The organism is Ruegeria sp. TASC047 (genome assembly GCF_059612445.1).
Genome location: NZ_JBXWQP010000029.1, coordinates 657,103 through 672,334, shown reverse-complemented (window position 1 = coordinate 672,334; position 15,232 = coordinate 657,103). Strand labels below are relative to the sequence as shown.

Genomic DNA, 15,232 nt, shown 5'->3' with positions numbered 1-15,232 from the left:
GGTCGCCGAACCGGGCAGGCTTTGCCCGATCCGGTCGGTCTTTGCAACCCGTCAGGGTAGCGAGGCAACACGGTCTGTAAACAGTCGTACGACCCCTGCCCCATCCACGTCGCGGCAGACCCGAACTGCGGGACGTTCCGGGTCAGGTCGCGTCGCACCCTTCTGGTCGCCTTCGGTGACGACCCGCAGACCCGTTTCGACCATGTCAAACATGGCACCGTGAGAACAAGCAATCACAGCCGTCGAATCGTGCAGGCCGCAGCCCTCCAGACCACCGACGTCCTTGTAGAACTTCAGGTAAAAGCGAGAGATATCTCGCAGAAAGGACCCCATGTCAGGTGATCGCATTGCCAGGCTTTCGAAATCTGCAGTCTCGTAGAGCGTTTTCAGCGTGACATCCAAGCCGACCAATACGGTTTCCGGCGGTGTGGCAAAGACCTCTTCAGCGGCAATCGCATCATGATAGATGTTGGCCTCGGCATGTACTGTAATATTACCAGGGCAGTACACCGCCCCGCCCATGATCACCAAACGCCCCAGATTGTCGGTGAATTCCGGATCCAGACGAATGGCGTTGGCGATGTTGGTCAGGGGGCCCACGGCGCACACCACCAGCTCTTTCTTGTGGGTTCGCGCCATTTCAACCAGAAATTCAGCAGCTGGCAGGGCGTGGTTGCTTCCAATTTCGGGAATTTCAGTCAGGTCACCGAATCCTTCGGGACCATGCACATGTTCGGAGGGCGAATGCGTATCGGCACCCAGGGCAACCGCAGCCCCTTCCGCGACAGCCAGATCCAAACCCAGCTTATCAAGCAGGAACCGGGCATTGCGGCTGGATTGATGAACATGCGTGTTTCCGAACACGGTGGTCAAGCCGATCAGCTCGATCTCGGGCGCTGCGGCGGCATAGGCGATTGCCATGGCATCATCGATGCCAGGATCTGTATCGATTATCAGTTTCATCCAAGCCCGATACCGCAAACAATTAGGGATGCAAAGCGGTCACAGCACTATTTTTCGATACAGCGTTCTACTATTGGAGCATTTGCATGGGGCTGCTTTCCACTCATACCAGAGTTGAAATCGGGCGACTCAATCGCCACATGTATACTATAGTACACAAAAGCAAGAGGACAGTATGACCGAAGACCAAATCATCGGATTGCTTTCGTCAAACATCATTTACCTGCTGGCTGCAGTGCTGGTAATTGTTATCATTTTCAAGGGCATCAAGATTGTGCCTCAGTCCGAAAAATATGTGGTTGAACGGTTTGGGCGCCTGCATTCCGTGCTTGGCCCCGGCATTAACTTTATCGTTCCGCTGCTGGACGTTGCGCGTCACAAGATCTCGATCCTGGAACGCCAGCTGCCAAACGCGACGCAAGACGCAATCACCAAGGACAACGTTCTGGTGCAGATCGATACATCGGTCTTTTACCGTATTCTCGAACCTGAAAAGACGGTTTACCGGATTCGCGACGTAGATGGCGCGATTGCCACCACTGTCGCCGGGATCGTTCGCGCCGAGATTGGTAAGATGGATCTGGATGAGGTTCAGTCGAACCGGTCACAACTGATCACGCGTATTCAGGAAAGCGTTGAAACAGCTGTCGATGACTGGGGCATCGAAGTCACCCGCGCCGAGATTCTGGACGTAAATCTGGATCAGGCCACCCGTGACGCCATGCTGCAACAGCTGAACGCCGAACGAGCCCGCCGCGCACAGGTGACAGAAGCCGAGGGCAAGAAGCGTGCTGTCGAACTGCATGCCGACGCCGAGCTTTACGCGGCTGAACAAACTGCCAAGGCGCGGCGTATTCAGGCCGAAGCCGAGGCGTTCGCGACAGGTGTGGACGCCAAGGCCATTCAGGATAACGGCATCGAAGCTGCGCAGTATCAGGTTGCGCTGAAACAGGTTGAAGCCTTGAACGCGCTTGGAAATGGTACTGGTAAACAGACCATTGTTGTGCCTGCCAACGCACTGGAAGCCTTTGGTGACGCATTCAAAATGTTAAAAGGAGGAAAATGATGGCAGACCCCTTCTGGTTGATCTGGTGGATCTGGCTGGCCGCCGCATTGGCGCTGGGTATCCTTGAGATTTTCCTGCCCGGTTTCATTTTTCTGGGCTTTGCAATCGGAGCCGCAGTCACGGGGCTTATCCTTGCCGTACCCGGAATGGCTCTGTCTTTGAATGTATTGGCGCTGATCTTTGCAGTGATGTCACTGATTGCGTGGCTTGTTTTGCGGAAACTGTTTGCGTTGCCGAACGGTCAGGTCAAAACTTTCAACCACGACATCAACGACTAAATTGCCGCGGCGCCCCAATCGGCGCCGCCGCCCTACTGGACCCTGTTGCTCCTATTCCCTATATAATCGCTCAGGCAACTGACCCGAGGCAAAGATGACTCACCCGAGCGAACAGTTTGAAGGCACACCGCTGATTGCGCCGTCAACCATTGAGCACCCCCTGTACGAGCCCGTGGTCGAGGCGTGTCGCACGGTCTACGATCCGGAAATCCCGGTGAACATCTATGACCTCGGCCTGATCTACACGATCGACATTTCCTCGGACAACGCCGTGAAGGTGATCATGACACTGACAGCACCCGGTTGCCCTGTTGCCGGCGACATGCCCGGATGGATCATGGAAGCGATCGAGCCTGTTGCAGGCGTCAAAGAGGTTGACGTGGAACTGACCTGGGAGCCGCCCTGGGGTATGGAAATGATGTCAGACGAAGCGCGTCTGGAACTGGGATTTATGTAGGCACCTGCCACAGTTTCTCGGGTATTTGTCACAAAACATTGGTGGTTTTGTTACCTGCTCGTGCTTTCCCTGTCACAATGATGCGGGAAAAGACCTGCGGACGGCACCAATCAGTGTCGTACCTCGGGCCAGACATGATTTGACCGCCCCCCCGAGTTTCGGCCCAGAAACACGGACCGTTCTTGCCCGAGAACGGTCCTTTTCTTATCCAAACCACCGAACGTCGGGTAATCAGTTCAAATTGCAGGTCTTTTTGATTTCCGCTGATCTGGCATCTAGTTGATTGATGTAGTCGCCCGATAGCATTTGCAGCCGTTTGTATTCCGTTCCTGTGACCAGCCCCAAAAGTGCCCCGGCAGGAGTAATAGCGGCAACACTTTCCAACTATTGGTCCTGCGCGTGCTTTTTCTCGGCCGCGATGGCGCGCAGATCGCCCTCGCCGGTCGCGCAGTTTACCGGATGCCTCTCTCCATCATTGGTGGCCGCCGCATCATCCGGAACAAACAGAAGAACTGCAATGGTAAGCACCGCGCCCATCAAGATCAAATTAACAATCTCCTGTAACTCATTCACAACATTATCCTTTCTGATAGTATTTCAAAGCAAACCGAGTTAACTGCTGACCAACTTGAACCCATTCAGTTCCACGGTCTCACGGTTGGATATCTTCAGCGAACCCATTCTGAATGCCGGGTTGTTTCATCCGGATAAAACTCTTTATAATACACCGTCTTGAGCCTTGACCTCCTGAGCCCTAAATTAAACGCAACGCGCGACAACGGAGACTTACATGTTCGGCATTCCCGGCAAACAGGCTGTGACCATGACGCCCAAAGCCGCAGAACAAATCACCCGCCTGATGAACTCGGGTGGCCACGCTGGCTTGCGCATTGGCGTCAAGAAAGGCGGCTGCGCAGGCATGGAATACACCATGGAATATGTCGATCAGGCTGATCCGCATGATGAAGTTGTCGAACAGGATGGAGCACGCGTCATGATCGCGCCAATGGCGCAGATGTTCCTGTTCGGGACTGAAATCGATTACGAGGTTTCGTTGCTGGAATCAGGTTTCAAGTTCATGAACCCGAATGTTGTCGACGCCTGCGGTTGCGGTGAATCCATCAAATTCGATGAAAGCATCACGCAGCAATCCTAGTTTGCGCCGGATAATCCCGTGACACGGGCCGGACAGAACGCCGTATTGTCGATCAAAGCGCTTGAACCCACCCGATCCGTGGAATTGTAAGATCGCGTCGACAATGCTATCCGCATCCTAAATCATCGAATGATCAGGGAGATACGGGTATGCGGCGCAGGCTTGCGGCAGGAAACTGGAAAATGAACGGAACCGGTGCTGCGCTGAGCGAACTTGAAGCACTGTGCAAGTTTCACCCAGACGCTTCGGTCGATATACTCATCTGCCCTCCGGCAACATTGCTCAGCCGTGCCGCAGACACCGTACGCGGGTCAGCGGTTACCGTTGGCGGGCAGGATTGTCACGCGGCAAGCGCGGGCGCGCATACAGGCGATATCAGCGCCGGGATGCTGCTGGACGCGGGCGCGACGTCAGTCATCCTGGGTCATTCCGAACGTCGCGTAGACCATGAAGAGCATGACGAGGATATACGCGCCAAGGCCCGTGCAGCGATGGACGCGGGGTTAAAAGCGATCATTTGCGTAGGCGAAAGTCTGGAACAACGCGAGGCGGCCAATACGCTCGACATAATCGGCGGTCAGATGTCGGAGTCGATCCCGGATCAGGCAACCGGCGAGAACCTGATCATTGCATATGAACCGATCTGGGCCATCGGCACCGGCAAGGTTCCGACGTTTGATGAGATTGGGGAAGTTCACGACTTCATCCGCGCCCGGCTAGAGCGCCGCTTTGGCGAAGGTGTGGGCCGCTCTGTCCGTCTTCTGTATGGTGGGTCGGTCAAACCCTCCAACGCGGCGGAGATCTTTGCGGTTTCAAATGTCGATGGTGCGCTTGTGGGTGGCGCCAGCCTGAAGGCCGGGGATTTCACGGGCATTATTCAGGCGCTGGAGAGCGTCTAGGATTCGCCTTTACTCGGCAATATCTTCGGCCCAAAGCTCTGGCTTTTCTTCGATGAACCGCTGCATCAGTGCGATGCAGTCAGGGTCGTTGGCTATCACCACCTCGACACCGCGTTCGCGCAGGAAGTCTTCGTTGCCACAAAAGTTCTGGGTATCGCCGATCACCACACGCGGGATACCAAACTGAACGATAGTGCCCGAGCACATCATGCAAGGTGACAACGACGTGTAAAGAACCGTATCCCGATAGGTTTTCTGACGTCCCGCTTTGCGCAAGGCATCCATTTCGCCATGTGCGATCGGATCCCCGCCCTGCACACGTTGATTACGCCCTTGTGAAACAATATCGCCACCCCGCGCCAGAACTGACCCGATCGGGCATCCACCTTCGTCAAACCCGGCTTTGGCCTCGTCATAAGCAACGCGTAGCAGGCGCTTGTCGGTCTCGGTCAGCATTCCGGTCTCCATTTCCCGTGTTTCCTGAACCCTGCCCAAACGCAATAGCTTGGTCAATAAAGGGCTCATGCCAGCTTCATCAAGATAAGACCTGACACGATAAGAAGGGCCGCGAGAATCCGCGCAGGGCTTAGGGCTTCGCCCAGAAACAGGATACCGACACAGAACGCCCCCACTGCCCCGATACCCGTCCAGATGGTGTAAGCCGTGCCTAATGGCAGGTCGCGCATCGCCAGCGCCAACAGGCCGAAAGACCCGATCATCGAAAGAGCCATCAAGGCCGTAGGCCACAATCGGGTGAAACCAGCCGATTGCTTCATCGCTACAGCCCAGACGATCTCCAACAGGCCAGCAAAAAGAAGAAAGATCCAAGGCATATGACAACCTCGTATTCGTTCGGGTCGTCCCGAAAGATGTCCCATTATGGGGAGGTCGTCCTCTGAACCCTAGTTAAGCACTTGATGCCGGGGTTCAAGATGCGAAAAAACCGGGCAGTCGAAACCGCCCGGCTACGTACATCGTCAAACCACTTAATTAGTTATGATTTCCGGGCCCATGAAGGTGTTGGGCAGGAATGTCGAGATCCACGGAATATACGTCACCATAATCAGGAAGACGAAGAGAACAGCGAGGAACGGCAGCGCTGCCCTAACAACGCTCATCATCGGCATACCTGCAACGCCCGAGGTTACGAACAGGTTTAGACCAACCGGAGGCGTGATCATTCCGATTTCCATGTTCACCACCATGATGATGCCCAGATGGATCGGATCGATGCCCAACTCGATGGCAATCGGGAACACCAGCGGTGCGACGATCACCAACAGGCCCGACGGCTCCATAAACTGTCCACCGATCAGAAGGATCACGTTCACAACGATCAGGAACGCCACCGGCCCTAGCCCTGCGGTCAGCATCGCCTCGGCGATATGCTGCGGCACCTGTTCGTCCGTCAGAACATGCTTAAGGATCAGTGCGTTGGCGATCACGAACAACAGTGTCACCGTCAGCTTGCCCGCCTCGAACAGTGTATGCTTGGTATCGGGATGAAAGAACGCCGTGACCAACGCGTAAGGCTTTTTCAGCAGCGGCAGGTTCTGTGCGTCCCCTTCCGTACTCAGCGGACCCATGTCCTTGTAGACGAAACTGGCGATGAAAAAGGCATAGACGGCAGCAACCGCGGCAGCCTCGGTCGGGGTAAAGATACCCCCATAAATGCCACCCAGAATGATAACGATCAGGAACAGGCCCCAACCGGCCTCGCGGGCCGAGTTAAAGACCTCACCCCACCCCTTCCATTCACCCTTGGGCAGGTTCTTGACCTTTGCCATGACATAGATGGTGACCATCAGCATGAAGCCAGCCATCAGACCGGGAATAACGCCAGCCAGAAACATGCGCCCAACTGAAACTTCGACGGCGGCAGCATACACAACCATCACGATGGACGGAGGGATCAGGATGCCCAGCGTACCCGCGTTACAGATCACACCAGCGGCAAACTCTTTGGAATACCCAACCTGGCGCATACCTGCGATGACAATCGATCCGATCGCCACAACCGTGGCCGGGGACGATCCTGACAGCGCGGCAAACAGCATACAGGCAAACACGCCCGCAATCGCCAGGCCGCCGGGCAGATGCCCCACGCAAGCAATCGAGAAACGGATGATCCGACGCGCTACACCACCTGTCGTCATAAAGGACGAGGCCAGAATGAAGAACGGGATCGCCAACAGGGTGAAATGCCCCTCGAACGCCTCAAACAGCGTGCCTGCAACTGAAGCCAGCGAACTGTCGGAATAGATCAGCAGGAACAGGGTCGAGCTGAGGCCAAGTGCTACCGCAATCGGAACCCCGATCAGCAGCAGGCCGATGACCATCGAGAAAAGAAGGATAACGTCCATCAGTCATGCACCCCTTGTTGTGCGCGGACTTCTTCAATCTCGTCCTCGACTTCGTGGCTGGCGACAAGGCGATCGGTCTCACCACGCCAAATTTGAACGGCGACCTGCGTAAACCGGATCACCAGCAGCAGCATGGACACCGGCAGAACCAGATAAGGTACGACCTTGGGCAGTTTTTCATACCCCTCGCCATAGTTGATCAGGTCTTCCAGAAAGCGCAGCGGAGCGACCATGGGGATGTCGTCTACCTCGTAGAAACTCTGGCTGCGTGCGCCGAAATCAAACCCGGTCGGGAACCAGCGGCCCGATGTTGGCGGCAGATCTGCAAAGACGGCCCAATAGTCATATGCCCCTTTGAGCATCAGCAGCGAGAACATCAGACAGAACCCGACCGAGACCAGCGCCATAATGCACCTCGGTGCTGGCGCCAGCATGTTCAGGATTGCATCCACACCCAGATGAGCATGTTTCTTGACCGCGTAAGACGCGCCCAGCAACACCAGCCAGCCAAACGTGAACACTGTCAACTCAAGCGCCCATAGGATATTTGAATTAAAGACAAACCGCGCGATCACGTTGGCAAATGTAACGACCGTCATAAGGCCCAAAAGCAACGCGATCAGGGTTTCTTCGATATGGTCGATCAGCCCGCCCTGGCCGGAGTTCGCACCAGACATCTTTCAGTCCCCGCATTTTATTGAAGAGAGAGTTGAGAATGGGGCGGGCCATTTCAGCCCGCCCGGCCTGCGCGTCGAATACTCCCCAGTCCCCGGACGCGCGGTCTTGAACGGGATCAGAATCCGGCGTTGATGGCCTGCGCCGCGTCGATCTTGTCTTGACCCACGTCACCGGCGAATTTGTCCCAAACCGGTTTCATTGCGTCGACCCAGGCCTGACGCTGTTCAGGGGTCAGTTCACGGATGACACCGCCTGCATCGATGATCGACGCTTTGGCCGCTTCGTTCACAGCAAAGGCTTCTTTGTTCCGGGTCTCGGTAACTTCGGCCAGAATAGTCAGGAACTGGTCCCGCACCGCCGGATCAAGACTGTCCAGCCAATCCACCGATGTCACGACCAGATAGTCGATGATGCCGTGGTTGGTTTCGGTGATACCGTCCTGCACCTCAAAGAACTTCTTGCCGTAGATGTTCGACCAGGTGTTCTCTTGCCCGTCCACAACGCCCTGTTGCAACGCGCCATACACTTCCGAGAATGCCATTTTCTGCGGGCTACCACCGATGGCTTCCATCTGTGCCACCAGCACATCTGACGACTGCACGCGGAACTTCAGACCGTTTGCATCCGACGGATCAACCAAAGCCTTATTGGCCGACATCTGCTTCATGCCATTGTGCCAGAACGCCAGACCTTGCAGGCCACGACGCTGCATGCTGTCTTTCATCGCCTGTCCCTCGGCCGACGCCTGGAACGCGTCTACAGCGTCGACATTCTTGAACATGAACGGCAGGTCAAACAGGCGGAACTGCTTGGTGAACTTCTCGAACTTCGAAAGCGAGGGCGCGGCCAGTTGCACGTCGCCCTGCAACATCGCTTCAAGAACTTTGTCATCGTTGTAGAGCGTCGAGTTCGGGTAGACCTCAACACACATAGTGCCGTTCATTTCGTCGTTGACCCGCTGCTCCAAAAGCGATGCCGCGATTCCTTTGGGGTGTTTGTCGGTGTTCGTCACATGCGCGAACTTAACGACGATTTCACCTTCGTCGCATGCAGCCATACCAGCCGTTGCGGTTACTGTCAGAGCAAGCGCAGTTGCTGCCGTTGTCAGAAGCTTCATCTGATATCCTCCCAGAGTTCTTTGAAACTTGCAGTCGACGCTGGGTAAGCGCCGTATGGTGTGCAGTGAAGCGACTCAGGGTAAAGCACACAACTTTTGACTGCGATTGCGGAAAGTGCCTGATTACCTGTTTAATACCAAAGTGTTACGTCGTTGCTGGCTCAGGTTCTGCGCTTCACAGGTCCGAGCCGTGCGAAAACTCGCACATCCTCAGAGCGGCTTGTGCGGATTTCCGCACAATTTCCGAATCACTTCTTCGAATCAGATGCGCCAATCCGGTTCCTGCTTATCTGCGGTAATCCTCGGGACGAATCTGGTAGCGCGCCAGCTTGTCGTAAAAGGTCTTGCGCGGCAGCTTCAGCGCCTTGGCCGCATCTGACGCTTTTCCATTGTGGCGGCCCAAAGCTGCAATCAACAAAGATCGTTCAACCCGCGCCATCTGTTCGCTCAACCCCAGATCCGTTGCCTGCGCAACCTCCTCAGGCATCCCAAGAACAAACCGCATTGCTGCTGACATTAGCGAACGGGCGTTGCCCGGCCAGTCGCTGGCCATCAAGGCCGCGAGATGTTCGGACGAAATCTCGGGAATTGCGATGCCTGCCTGCTCGGCCGCTTGCGCCACATAGTGGCGAAAAATCACCGGAATGTCGTCGGGGCGTTCCGCCAATGATGGAACACGCACCCGCATCACATCCAAACGATAGAACAGATCAGCGTTAAACCGCCCTTCTGAGCATAAAGCAGACAGATCACCGGTTGTTCCTGCAATAATGCGCCCCCCCGGACCGCGCTCGATGATCTCCAACGCCGCAAACTGCGTGGCTTGGGGCATGGCGGACACTTCGTCCAGAAACAGGGATCCACCCGCGGCATCGCCGCAGCTTTGGGCAAGATCATCGGGGCTTAGGCTTGAAGCCGGACGTTTGACAAAAGGCCCCTGACCAGCGGGCGACATCAGGTGGACCACTTCGGCCACTTTGGATATGCCGCTACCCGGCGGGCCGGTAACAAGAACTTCGGCCCCTGTCGGTGCGACGGTCCGCACGCGATCCCGCAGCGCCTCAGCTTGCGGAGACAGGCCAAACAGCAAACGTGCGGCCGGGTCCCCCTTTTCAAGTTCGGATTTCAGGGCGCGCTGTTCCAACACTTGGGTGCGGGCTGCGAATGCGCGTTCAAGAACGTCCATCAGGTCAGACGCAGCGCAGGGTTTTTCGAGAAAATCAAACGCTCCTTTTCCCATGGCTTCTACGGCCATTGGGATATCACCTTCTCCGGTCAAAAGGATCACCGGAAGCTCGGGGTCGATGTCCCGAGCATACGCCAACAAGTGGAAGCCATCCCGCCCGGGCATTCGAATGTCCGAAATAATCACACCGGGGAAATCCCGCCGAATATTATCCTTGGCCGCCACAAAAGAACCGGCTGTTGTCGGTGCGTAATCTGCAAGTTCAATGGTTTGCGCCAATGCCTCGCGAACAGCTGCGTCATCATCGACCAACAGAACCCTGCGCATCATGCTGCCTCTTCTTTTCCGTAGGGCTCCAGCTCGACGGTAAACACTGCGCCATCAGCCGTGTTTGCCCCGCGGATTTCACCCCCAAAGCTTTGAACAAGACCATATGATATAGAAAGACCAAGCCCCAGACCTTCAGATGATCCTACGCTTTTGGTCGAATAAAACGGCTCGAACACCCGGTCGGGGTCTTCAATCCCCGGTCCGGTATCCTGCACAGAAACGCGCAACCGGTCTTCTTCGTGCATCACAATCGAAATGTACCGCTTGGGTCTCCCCAGCATCGCATCCGCCGCGTTATTGATCAGATTAACAAAGACCTGCACCAAGCGGACTTCACCCCCCCAAACATAAACCGCAGCCTGTCCCGGTTCCCATTCCAGCGTCACATCATCGTCACGCAAACGGGTTTCGGTCAATTCGACGGCAGTTTTCAGAACCTGCACCAGATCGACCCGGCCCATCGGTTCGCTTTCATTGCGGGCAAACGCGCGCAGGTTCTTGATGATCCGGGCCATGCGGGCGGCCATTTCCGAAATACGCCCAAGGTTTTCGCTGGCCCTGTCACCTTTGCCGCGTTCAAGAAAGGCCGTACCATTGTCGGCGAACTGCTGGATCGCCATCAACGGTTGGTTGAGTTCGTGGCTGATCCCCGCCGACATCTGCCCCAACGCGCTGAGCTTACCTGCCTGCACCAGCTCTGCCTGCGCTTTTTTCAGTGCTGCTTCGGCCTCCTGACGTTCTGCAACTTCGCGGCGCAATGCGGTGTTTGCTTGGGTCAAAGCACGGGTACGCTGCGCCACCCGGCTTTCCAGAACCGTGTTGGCATTCGCCAGCGTCCGTCGCCGTTCCATCGCAAGATACAGCATCGCACCAAACGCCAGACAGATCGCAGCGACCGCCGCCGCCTGCAACCCGGCAAGTCGCCGGGCCGGGGCCACGTCCACCAAAACCTCGGCGGTCATATCGATCACAGGCAATTCAAGCGTTAGGTGCAACGCATCGCGTGGCAAATACCGCCCCCAGTTCAGCCGCCACAATTCATGCTGGCCGACCCGCGTCGCGGCAAAATCCACCGAGGCACCCTCTGGTGGTGTCAGCCCGGACTGACCAACCTCGCGGCTCCAAAACAGCAAGTCCGACCGGTTTGAGATGAAGACGACGCCGTCAGAATCAACAAAGAAAACGGCTTCGGTACTGCCCCGCCAAGTTTGTTCAATGTCCTGGACATCGGCAACCACCATCACTGCACCTTCGACTTGCCCGGAGGCGGCAAAAGTCGGAGCGGCATAGGAATATATCCGGTCGCCACTGTCTGGAACCACCTCATGCGCGGTGCCCACCGCACCCTGCATGGCGCGCCTGAACGCTGGATGTGCGGACATGTCTCGCTGTGCCACTGGCTGTGCGGCGACCAGAACCCGACCGCTGCGATCCAGGTACATCATGTTGACGGCCGCTGTCTTGTCAGCAACGTCCAACAACATCGCTTGCGCGTCGTGTACTTGTATCGGTGTATCCAACGCGTGCAAGGCGGGATGTGTCGCCATCAGAACCGCCAGTTCCTGGTAGACCTGCATCTGGGTGCTGAGCCGATCCGCCGCCAGTTCAAGGTCGGCTTCGGCCTTGTCGCTTAGCTGAGACAGCGCCTGACGATAGCCATAAGACCAAACAAAACCTGACAGCAGCCCGACAGCGGACAAAAAACCGACAATGATCCAAACTCTCTGCATAGACAGGGTCTTGCATTCAACGCGGCTCGTGGCAAGTGTGCGTCGCATGAAGTCATTCTCGCAATCCCCGACAGACCCGGTTTTCGTTCAGAACCCCTACCCTTTCTATGATCAGGCCCGCGCTGCTGGTGATCTGTTCTACTGGCGCGACTACGATATGGTTGCTGCGACGTCTTGCCGTGCTGTGCGGGCTCTTCTTCGCGACCGCCGGTTTGGGCGGGAAGTTCCGCCTGAATGCGCGACACAGGGCCCCGCCCATTTGGCCCCCTGGCTGGCTATCGAAGCCCATTCGCTGCTTGAAGCTGAACCCCCGCGACATACCCGCCTAAGGGCGCTTGTTATGCGCGCTTTCACGTCGCGGGAAATATCTGCGTTGCAGCCTTCCATAGAATCGCTATGCCACAGTCTTGTCGAGGCGTTTCCGAATACACCTTTCGATCTGCTGAGTGCTTATTGCACTCAGGTCCCGGTGGTAACTATCTGCCGACTGTTGGGCGTTCCCGAAGACATGGCGCCCAACCTGTTGCAGTGGTCGCATGACATGGTCGCGATGTATCAGGCCAACCGGACACAGGCGACCGAGGATAAGGCCGCCAAGTCCTCTCAGGAGTTCACGGATTTCCTGTTGGGATACATTAACCAGCGACGCAACGATCCGCGTGACGATTTGATCACCCGGCTTATCAGCGCCGAGGAGGAAGGCGAAAAGCTGTCCATCGACGAACTGGTCGCAACATGCATCTTGCTGTTGAATGCAGGTCACGAAGCAACGGTGCATTCGCTGGCGAACGGTGTGAAAACCCTGTTGCAAACACATACCAGCCCCGACGTTCTAGGCCCGGACCAGATCGACGCAACGATTGAAGAAATCCTGCGCTATGACCCGCCCCTACACATGTTCACACGCTATGCGTACGAAGACGTTGATATGTTTGGGCATTCGTTCAGACGCGGTGATCAGGTCGCACTTTTGCTTGGCGCTGCAAACCGCGACCCTACCGTCTGGGATGAACCCGAAAGGTTTGATCCGACGCGCTCGATTGAGGTCAACACAAGTTTTGGTGGAGGCATCCATTTTTGCGTCGGCGCCCCTTTGGCAAGGTTGGAAATGCGCATAGCTCTGCCCATTCTGTTCAACAGCTGCCCGAACCTGCGGCTTGCCGATCCGCCGGCCTATTCAGACAGCTATCACTTCCATGGTCTGGAACGGTTAATGGTTCAGGTCTAACCTATATAAGGCGCGGATCGATCCGGCGCTGGCAGCACCTGCCTTCTAAGCCCCTTCAACCAATGCGTTGAGGGGAAGCATCGTTGTGGACTTGATTTCTTCCATCGACAAAAGCGCGGTCACGTTGTGCACCCGTACTTCCGAAATCAGCGACTGGTAGAATTGATCATAGGCGCGCGCGTTCTTGACCCGAACCTTGAGAATATAATCAATGTCGCCTGCCAGCCGATGCGCCTCCTGCACTTCGGGATGTTCGCGCAATGCCTTAAGGAACTTGCGCTGCCACTCAGCCTCGTGTTCCGACGTGCGGATCAAAACAAAGAAAGTCGCCTCAAACCCAAGCGCTTCGGCATCCAGCAAAACCGTTTGCTGACCAATGATTCCCGCACTCTTGAGCTTACGAATACGATTCCAGACAGGCGTCTTTGAACTGCCGACCCGAGCCGCTATTTCGTCCAGTGACTGCCCTGCATCACGTTGCAGCTCGGCCAGAATTTTCCGATCCGTATCATCTATCCGCACCGACATTCCAATATTCCTTCCACATCGAAGCTTTCGTTCCAAAATTTTGCTTGGATGGAACGTTTGTCCTTATTTGAGCGCCCATATGGCGCTTTGGTGGGAATATTTCCTATATTGAGGGTCAAGTCAAACCACACCCGAGATGATCCGATGCAGGACGTTCGCACAACAGGCACCAAAGGGCATGTCGACTTTGTCGGCGCAGGTCCGGGCGACCCCGAGTTGCTGACACTCAAGGCGCTGACTGCGTTTGAGCAGGCTGATGTTGTGCTGCATGACCGCCTTATCAGTAAACCCGTTCTGGACATAGCCGGTCAAAGCGCCGCTTTGGTTGATGTCGGCAAAGTCGGGTTCGGCCCATCCTGGAAGCAAAGTGATATCGACGCTCTTTTGGTCGAATATGCCCTGAAAGGTAACCGCGTGGTCCGCCTGAAGTCCGGCGATCCCACTGTCTTTGGTCGTCTGGATGAAGAGATTGAGGCCGTCGAGGCGGCTGGAATCACGTGGCAGATCGTTCCCGGTATCACGGCGGCCTCTGCCGCGGTGGCTGGTATCGGCCAAAGCCTGACTCAACGCGGCCGGAATTCCTCGGTGCGGTTCCTGACCGGGCATGACATGAAAGGTTTTGCCGATCATGACTGGAATGCACTGGCACGGGCCGGTTCGGTTGCTGCGATTTATATGGGTAAGAAATCTGCTCGCTTTATCCAGGGTCGCCTGATCATGCACGGTGCCGATCGCGCCACTCCAGTCACACTGGTCGAAAACGCCTCGCGCCCGAACCAGCGGATTCTGGCCACCACACTGGATCAACTGCCCGCCGACCTGGCCACCGCCGAAATGGACGGACCGGCCCTCACATTCTATGGCCTTGCCCCGCGCGAAGCGGTGCAGGCCGTAACCGAATTCAATAAGGAGCTTGCCTGATGGCCCGCGCTTTTACCCCCAAAGTCGTCACCGCAAATGATTTGCTGATAGGTGACGTCATTTACCAGACCGAAGATGACAGTTGGACGCGTGATCTGTCGCAAGCGGAACTGATCACTGACGAAGCACATGCACAGGTGCGTCTGCTGGATGCGGCGCGTCAGGCAAATAAAGTCGTGGGCGCTTATCTGGCCGATGCCGTTGCGGGCAAAAAAGGCCCCGAGCCCACCCATTTTCGGGAAGATTTCCGCCGGACTGGTCCGTCCAACTATGCCCACGGCAAACAGGAAACTTCCCCGCAGCTCCGGGCCTGACCTCTGGCCATCTCTCTC

17 protein-coding genes and 1 pseudogene are annotated in these 15,232 nt (G+C 56.2%); 8 read left to right on the top strand and 10 right to left on the bottom strand.

Annotation, left to right across the window (positions count from 1 at the left end):
- Positions 1 to 51: 51 nt before the first annotated feature.
- Positions 52 to 963, bottom strand: a complete 912-nt coding sequence (locus AC2FLO_RS11100; protein WP_496752795.1) for a nucleoside hydrolase — start codon at positions 961 to 963, stop codon at positions 52 to 54.
- Between the two features lie 175 nt (positions 964 to 1,138).
- Here AC2FLO_RS11100 and AC2FLO_RS11095 point away from each other — a divergent pair, with 175 nt between their 5' ends.
- The 3 genes from AC2FLO_RS11095 to AC2FLO_RS11085 all read left to right on the top strand — a co-directional run bounded on the left by AC2FLO_RS11095 (position 1,139) and on the right by AC2FLO_RS11085 (position 2,764).
- Positions 1,139 to 2,029, top strand: coding sequence for an SPFH domain-containing protein (locus AC2FLO_RS11095; protein ID WP_496811677.1), 891 nt, complete (start codon positions 1,139 to 1,141; stop codon positions 2,027 to 2,029).
- Positions 2,029 to 2,307, top strand: a complete 279-nt coding sequence (locus tag AC2FLO_RS11090; protein WP_480831017.1) for an NfeD family protein — start codon at positions 2,029 to 2,031, stop codon at positions 2,305 to 2,307. The genes AC2FLO_RS11095 and AC2FLO_RS11090 overlap by 1 nt, the downstream gene beginning before the upstream one ends.
- 94 nt (positions 2,308 to 2,401) lie before the next feature.
- Positions 2,402 to 2,764, top strand: a complete 363-nt coding sequence (locus tag AC2FLO_RS11085) for an SUF system Fe-S cluster assembly protein (RefSeq protein ID WP_267364500.1) — start codon at positions 2,402 to 2,404, stop codon at positions 2,762 to 2,764.
- Between the two features lie 384 nt (positions 2,765 to 3,148).
- Here AC2FLO_RS11085 and AC2FLO_RS11080 read toward each other — a convergent pair whose 3' ends face one another.
- Positions 3,149 to 3,337 carry a hypothetical protein gene (locus tag AC2FLO_RS11080; protein WP_496804324.1) on the bottom strand — a complete coding sequence of 63 codons (189 nt, stop codon included), beginning with the start codon at positions 3,335 to 3,337 and terminating at the stop codon, positions 3,149 to 3,151.
- A 217-nt stretch (positions 3,338 to 3,554) separates the two neighbouring features.
- Between AC2FLO_RS11080 and AC2FLO_RS11075 the strand changes: the two genes are divergently transcribed.
- Positions 3,555 to 3,920, top strand: a complete 366-nt coding sequence (locus AC2FLO_RS11075) for a HesB/IscA family protein (RefSeq protein ID WP_496752798.1) — start codon at positions 3,555 to 3,557, stop codon at positions 3,918 to 3,920.
- A 149-nt stretch (positions 3,921 to 4,069) separates the two neighbouring features.
- A complete protein-coding gene (gene tpiA, locus AC2FLO_RS11070; protein ID WP_496752799.1) occupies positions 4,070 to 4,819 on the top strand; it encodes a triose-phosphate isomerase in 750 nt (249 codons plus the stop codon).
- A 9-nt stretch (positions 4,820 to 4,828) separates the two neighbouring features.
- On the opposite strand, the gene AC2FLO_RS11065 is transcribed toward tpiA, so the two are convergent.
- From AC2FLO_RS11065 to AC2FLO_RS11035, 7 genes are all read right to left on the bottom strand, one after another.
- The gene (locus tag AC2FLO_RS11065) at positions 4,829 to 5,344 is read right to left on the bottom strand and encodes a nucleoside deaminase (protein ID WP_496752800.1); all 516 of its coding nucleotides are present in this window, start codon (positions 5,342 to 5,344) and stop codon (positions 4,829 to 4,831) included.
- The gene (locus tag AC2FLO_RS11060) at positions 5,341 to 5,652 is read right to left on the bottom strand and encodes a DMT family transporter (protein WP_480481130.1); all 312 of its coding nucleotides are present in this window, start codon (positions 5,650 to 5,652) and stop codon (positions 5,341 to 5,343) included. The genes AC2FLO_RS11065 and AC2FLO_RS11060 overlap by 4 nt, the downstream gene beginning before the upstream one ends.
- A gap of 153 nt (positions 5,653 to 5,805) precedes the next feature.
- Positions 5,806 to 7,182, bottom strand: a complete 1,377-nt coding sequence (locus AC2FLO_RS11055) for a TRAP transporter large permease (RefSeq protein WP_496752801.1) — start codon at positions 7,180 to 7,182, stop codon at positions 5,806 to 5,808.
- Positions 7,182 to 7,859 (bottom strand): TRAP transporter small permease, encoded by a 678-nt coding sequence (locus AC2FLO_RS11050; RefSeq protein ID WP_496752802.1) that lies wholly within the window; start codon positions 7,857 to 7,859, stop codon positions 7,182 to 7,184. Before AC2FLO_RS11050 ends, AC2FLO_RS11055 begins: the two co-directional genes overlap by 1 nt.
- 116 nt (positions 7,860 to 7,975) lie before the next feature.
- Positions 7,976 to 8,977: a DctP family TRAP transporter solute-binding subunit gene (locus AC2FLO_RS11045; protein WP_209504066.1), complete on the bottom strand. Its 1,002-nt coding sequence runs from the start codon at positions 8,975 to 8,977 to the stop codon at positions 7,976 to 7,978.
- 286 nt (positions 8,978 to 9,263) lie between these two features.
- Positions 9,264 to 10,493 carry a sigma-54-dependent transcriptional regulator gene (locus tag AC2FLO_RS11040; RefSeq protein WP_496752803.1) on the bottom strand — a complete coding sequence of 410 codons (1,230 nt, stop codon included), beginning with the start codon at positions 10,491 to 10,493 and terminating at the stop codon, positions 9,264 to 9,266.
- Complete coding sequence (locus AC2FLO_RS11035) at positions 10,490 to 12,271, bottom strand: sensor histidine kinase (protein ID WP_496806709.1); 1,782 nt, start codon at positions 12,269 to 12,271, stop codon at positions 10,490 to 10,492. The genes AC2FLO_RS11040 and AC2FLO_RS11035 overlap by 4 nt, the downstream gene beginning before the upstream one ends.
- On the opposite strand from AC2FLO_RS11035, the gene AC2FLO_RS11030 reads away from it, so the two are divergent.
- Positions 12,270 to 13,451, top strand: a complete 1,182-nt coding sequence (locus AC2FLO_RS11030; RefSeq protein ID WP_496752804.1) for a cytochrome P450 — start codon at positions 12,270 to 12,272, stop codon at positions 13,449 to 13,451. The genes AC2FLO_RS11035 and AC2FLO_RS11030 overlap by 2 nt on opposite strands.
- Before the next feature lie 45 nt (positions 13,452 to 13,496).
- On the opposite strand, the gene AC2FLO_RS11025 is transcribed toward AC2FLO_RS11030, so the two are convergent.
- Positions 13,497 to 13,979, bottom strand: coding sequence for an Lrp/AsnC family transcriptional regulator (locus tag AC2FLO_RS11025; RefSeq protein WP_267365581.1), 483 nt, complete (start codon positions 13,977 to 13,979; stop codon positions 13,497 to 13,499).
- 174 nt (positions 13,980 to 14,153) lie between these two features.
- On the opposite strand from AC2FLO_RS11025, the pseudogene cobA reads away from it, so the two are divergent.
- Both cobA and AC2FLO_RS11015 read left to right on the top strand, forming a co-directional pair.
- Positions 14,154 to 14,900 (top strand): annotated as a pseudogene (gene cobA, locus AC2FLO_RS11020) (uroporphyrinogen-III C-methyltransferase); the annotation flags it as partial.
- Entirely contained in the window at positions 14,900 to 15,214 is a 315-nt protein-coding gene (locus AC2FLO_RS11015; protein ID WP_496752805.1) for a DUF2849 domain-containing protein, read from the top strand. The pseudogene cobA and the gene AC2FLO_RS11015, both read left to right, overlap by 1 nt.
- Positions 15,215 to 15,232 lie beyond the last annotated feature (18 nt).